At 64.6% G+C, this 5452-nt stretch carries 4 protein-coding genes; all 4 read left to right on the top strand.

The genetic code is table 11. From position 1 onward, the window contains the following. On the top strand, positions 1 to 496 hold a 496-nt coding region (locus ACE3OH_RS18735), incomplete at its 5' end, for an AAA family ATPase (RefSeq protein WP_374356785.1). 25 nt (positions 497 to 521) lie between these two features. Continuing rightward, complete coding sequence (locus ACE3OH_RS18730) at positions 522 to 1514, top strand: DUF58 domain-containing protein (protein ID WP_374356783.1); 993 nt, start codon at positions 522 to 524, stop codon at positions 1512 to 1514. 9 nt (positions 1515 to 1523) lie between these two features. Next, positions 1524 to 3485, top strand: a complete 1962-nt coding sequence (locus ACE3OH_RS18725; protein WP_374356779.1) for a DUF3488 and DUF4129 domain-containing transglutaminase family protein — start codon at positions 1524 to 1526, stop codon at positions 3483 to 3485. Between the two features lie 169 nt (positions 3486 to 3654). Continuing rightward, positions 3655 to 5452: putative bifunctional diguanylate cyclase/phosphodiesterase (locus ACE3OH_RS18720; RefSeq protein WP_374356777.1), on the top strand; the 1798-nt coding region annotated here is incomplete at its 3' end.

The raw sequence follows: 5452 nt of genomic DNA, 5'->3' as shown, positions 1-5452 counted from the left end.
TGTCATCGCCACGCAGAATCCGGCGCATCAGATCGGCACCTTCGCGCTGCCCGAATCGCAGCTCGACCGCTTTTTGATGCGCATTACCCTCGGCTACCCCGATGCGGCAGCCGAGCGCGCCATGCTGATGGGGGAAGACCGGCGCGATATGCTCAGGCAGGCGCAGCCGGTTGTTACGGCGGCCGAGCTGGCTAACCATCAGGCGGCGGTAAGGCGTGTGCATGTGTCGCCGGCCCTGGTTGACTATGTGCAGGCCTTGACCCGTGCCACCCGCGAGGCGGCCGATTTTCAGAGCGGCCTGTCACCGCGTGCGGCACTCGGTTTGTTGGCTGCGGCGCGTGCCTGGGCCTTGCTGGCCGGCCGTGACATGGTGATACCGGAAGATGTGCAGGCAGTGTTCCCTGCCGTGGCTACCCACCGCTTGCTGGCCTGCTCCAGCAACCGGCCGCAGCCGGAGCTGGTGGCAAAACTGATGGCCGACGTGGCGGTGCCATGACGGGCGCCTTGCCGGGAGCGCATTGATGCCGACCTTGCTGCGGGCCATGGCCAATGCGTATCGCCGCCGTTGGCAGAACTGGCTGCAACGCCGCCATCCACGTGGCATGCAGGCAGTCACCCTTAGCCAGAAGCGCGTGTATATCTTCCTCAGTCCCAGCGGCGTGCTGTTTGCCGCTGTGGTGTTGGCCATGCTGGGCGGCGCCATCAATTACGACCTGGCGCTTGCCTATGTGCTGGTATTCCTGCTGGCGGCGATGGCCAATGCCTCCATCCTGCACACTTTTCGCAATCTGCTCGGGCTGACGCTGGCGCCGGGGCGGGTTGAAGCCTGCCATGCCGGTGAGGCGGCGCGCTTCGAGATCGTGCTCGACAATAGCGGCCGGTTGGCGCGCCATAATCTGCGCCTTTTTTACGACGCGGCCGAAGCGGCGTGCGATGTGGCGGCTGGCGACAGCGCAAGGGTGTGGCTGAGCCTGCCGGCGCCACAACGCGGCTGGCTGCGTGCACCGCGCCTGCGTATCGAAACCCATTGGCCGCTTGGCGTGTTCCGCGCCTGGTCCTATGGCTATTTCGACCAACGTGCCTTGGTGTATCCCGCTCCCGAAGTCGATCCACCCGGCTTGCCGCTGGCGGCCGCCGGCAGTGGCCAGGGCCTGACCACGGCGCGGGGGCAGGATGATTTTTCCGGTCTGCGGCCGTTCCAGCGAGGCGATTCGCCGCGCCATATCGCCTGGAAGGCGGCGGCACGCGAAGACGGCTTGCTGGTCAAGGAATTCCATGGCGAGGCCGCCCTGTCGCTGTGGCTGGCGTGGGACGCCTTGCCAAGCGGCATGCCGGTGGAAGCGCGCCTGTCGCGCCTCACTGCCTGGGTGCTGCAAGCGCATGCGGCAGGCTTTGCCTTCGGCCTCAGCTTGCCTGGGCGCGAGCATCCGCCGGCCAGCGGCGAGGCGCAGCGCGACGCCTGCCTGGCCAGCCTGGCCCTGTATGGCCTGGCCGATCCGGGCGATCCGGCATGAGGTGCGCCCATGGCTAAAGTTCGCAATCTTGCCCTGGCCGAGCGACTCGATCGCGGCCAGATGTTCGGCCTGCTGGCTGTGCTCACCGGCTTGCTGATCCCGCACGCTCTGCGCTTCCCCGGCTGGCTCAGCGCCCTGCTGGCCACACTGTTCGGCTGGCGCTTGCTGCTGGTGCAGCGGCAATGGCGCACACCGCCTGCCTGGCTGCTACTGCCCATTGTGTTCGCCACCATCGCCGGCGTATTTGCCAGCTATCACACCCTGCTCGGCCGCACCGGTGGGGTGGCGCTGCTGGCAACGCTGATCGCCGGCAAGCTGCTGGAAACGCGCGGCAGGCGCGATGCCCTGTTCCTGATCTACCTCGGCTACTTTCTGGTGGTGACCAATTTCCTGTTCGACCAGTCGATTGCCCTGGCCAGCTATCTGTTTGCCATGGTGCTGGCCATTACCACCTTGCTGATCAGCTGGCATTCGCTGGCTGGTTGGGATGGCCGCTGGCGCACCCTGCTGGCACAGGCGCGGCTGGCGCTGGTGCTGATGCTGCAGGCACTGCCCATCATGCTGCTGCTGTTCGTGTTCTTTCCACGTATCGAAGGGCCGCTGTGGAAGCTGCCGCAAGATCGTGCCTCGGCCAAGTCGGGTCTGGCCGACAGCATGTCGCCCGGCAGCTTTTCCAATATGGCGCAAAGCGATGAAGTGGCGTTCCGCGCCAGCTTTACCGATGGCCTGCCAGCGCAGGACAAGCTTTACTGGCGCGGCCCGGTATTCGAAGACTATGACGGCACGACCTGGACCCAGCAGCCCATCGAGCCGGCCGCCGGCCCGACCGTTCAGGCCATCGGCAAGCCGATCCGCTACACCATGACACTGGAAGCGCACCAGCGTCCCTGGCTGTTGGCGCTGGACATGCCGGTACAGCTACCGCCGGATGCGCGCCTGAGCAATCGCCTGCAGCTTCTGGGCAAGCCGGTGGACAAGCGGGTGCGCAACGAGCTGGCCTCGGTGCTGGATTACCGGGTTGGTCTGGTCGAGCGACCGGAAGTGCTGGCCCGAAATCAGCAACTGCCCGCCAGCGGCAACCCGAAGGCGCGCGCCCTGGCGCAGAGCTGGCAAAACCTGCCGCCGCGCGAGCGCATCAATTCGGCGCTGCGCCTGTTCCGCAGCCAGGCGCTTAACTACACTCTGCAGCCGCCGCTGTATGGCGCCGACGGCATCGATCAGTTCATCTATGTCGGCAAGCAGGGCTTTTGCGAGCATTTTGCCGGCGCCTTTGTGTTCATGATGCGCGCCGCCGGCTTGCCGGCGCGGGTGGTCGGCGGCTACCAGGGGGGCGACTTGAATGGCGACTACCTGATCATCCGCCAGGCCGATGCCCATGCCTGGGGCGAGGTGTGGCTGGCGGGCGAAGGCTGGGTGCGCGTCGATCCGACCTTTGAGGTCGCGCCGGAACGGATCGAGCGCGGCCTGGCTGGCGCCGTGCCGCAAGAAGAGCTGCCCTATCTGCTGCGCCTTGACGACAACCTGGTCAAGCGGGTGCGGCTGGTGCTGGATGCGGCGGTGAATAGCTGGAACCAGTGGGTGGTCGGCTATACGCCGGAAAAGCAGCGCCAGGTGCTGCGCCGCCTTGGTATCGATGATCTTGCCTCATCGTCCTTCGTCGCCTGGTTCGGTGGCGCGCTGCTATTGCTGGGTGGCACGCTGGCCGGTTGGTTGCTGTGGCAGATGCGCCCGCCACGGCGCGACCCGGCCCGGCGCGAATGGGACCGCTTCTGCGCAAAATTCGCCCGCTACGATCTGCTGCCGCTGCCGGCCGAAGGCCCGCAGGACTTTGCCAGTCGCGCCAAATTGGTGGCGCCAGCCAAAGCCGAGCAGATCGAACATATCGTGCAGTGCTATCTGCGCGTCCGTTATGGTGGATTGGCAGAGCTGGCGCAATTGCGCAAGGCGGTGCGCGGTTTCCGACATGTCTGAATTGCGGGCTTGGGATTTGGCTGGCGCTGCTGTTGAAGAGAAGTAGCTGGCCTCGCAGCGGGTATTGAGCCGGCCGGCCTGCGAATCCGGCCGCCACGGATCAATCCAAGTTTCGTTCATCCGCTTCATGGGCTAGCCTGCAAGGCACGCATCATCGTGCAGGCAGCCGATGCTTTACTCCCCGACCAAGACAGAAACCGGCGAAGATCACAGCCGCAAAGCGCGTTCGCGTCGCTTGCGCCAGGTGCTGTCCGTGGTGTTTGCTGCCATGTCGGCCAGCGCCATCCAGAATGTCGTGCGCAGCAACTGGACCTCGGCGCTGTTATTGCTGGCCGGGGCACTGTTGCTGGCCGGGGCATTCTGGCTGGCGCGCCAGCAGCGCTACGAGGTCGCAACCCGGCTGATGCTCGGTACGCTCACTGCCTTGCTCACCGCCTTTATATGGGTGGATCAGGGCATCCACGACCCGGCCTTGCTTGGCTATACCGGCGTGCTGGTGATTGCCAGCATGCTCAGTGGTTTACGCCTGTACCGATGGCTGCTTGCCTTCATGTTGCTGGCGGTTACCGCCGTGGTGCTGGCGAATTTGTCTGGCTGGCATGTGAACAGGGTAGAGCCGGCCGGCTGGGGGGGCCTTGTCGATATCGCCGGAATACTGTGTGTGATCGCCTTCAGCGTGTGGCTGTTGGCGCATGATCTGCGGCGGGCGCTGGTGCAGTTGCAGGCGGAAAACATGCGTGTGCGGCAGTCGCAGGCGCATATCGAGTTTCTGGCGTTTCACGACCAGCTCACCGGCCTGCCCAACCGGGTGCTGGCACGTGATCGCTTCGAGCTGGCGGCCGGGCATGCGCGACGCAACCACTCTCTGGCGGCCTTGTTGTTCCTCGATCTGGACAATTTCAAGACGGTGAATGATTCGCTCGGCCATACCGCCGGCGATGAGCTGCTACGTGATGTGGCGGCGCGGCTGGCCGAATCGGTGCGCAGTACCGATACCATCTGCCGCCAGGGCGGCGATGAATTCCTGCTGATCGTTGGCGATATGGCCGATAGCGATGCGGTTGCGGCAGTGGCCAGCAAGATACTGGAGCTGATCAACCAGCCCTTCTATATCAGCGGCGTGGAGGTCAGCACTTCCTGCTCGCTCGGCATTGCCCTGTTTCCCGATGACGGTGGCGATTTCGATACCCTGCTCAAGCGTGCCGATATGTCGATGTATCGCGCCAAGGAAGCTGGCCGCAATGTGTTCCGTTTTTACGATGCAGAAATGAATTCCTCGGTGGTCGAGCATCTGCACCTGATTTCCGGGATGCGTGCGGCGCCGGCGCGGGCTGAATTCATGCTGCATTGCCAGCCGCAGTTCGACCTGAAGTCGGGACGGGTGATCGGCGCCGAGGCATTGATACGCTGGCGCCACCCGGAGCTTGGCCTGATTCCGCCGGCCAAGTTCATTCCGGTGGCGGAGAAGACCGGGCTGATCATCGAGATCGGCGAATGGGTGATCGGCGAGGCCTGCCGCCAGGCGGCCAGCTGGCGCCGCGACGGACTGGGTGAATTGGCGGTATCGGTCAATCTCTCGCCAGTGCAGTTTCGCCGCGACAATGTCGAGCGGCTGGTGCTGAACGCGCTCGATCAAAGTGGTTTGCCGGCCCAGGCGCTGGAGCTGGAGCTGACCGAATCGCTGCTGATCGAAGACTCTGCCCAGCTGACTGCCATGCTGCGCCGCTTGCGGCATATGGGTGTCAGCTTCTCGATTGATGACTTTGGCACTGGTTACTCCAATCTCGGCTACCTCAAGCGCTTCGAGGTGGAATGTCTGAAGATCGACCAGTCCTTTGTACGGCGCCTGATCGACGACCCGCACGACGAGGCGATCGTGCGCGCCATTGCCCAGATGGCGGCGAGCCTGGGGCTGTATACGGTGGCCGAGGGGGTAGAGGATGCGCAAACCCTGGCGCAGCTGATCG

Source organism: Chitinimonas sp. (assembly GCF_041904975.1).
Classification (GTDB): domain Bacteria; phylum Pseudomonadota; class Gammaproteobacteria; order Burkholderiales; family Chitinimonadaceae; genus Chitinimonas.
This window is presented reverse-complemented; position numbering and strand designations above follow the sequence as displayed.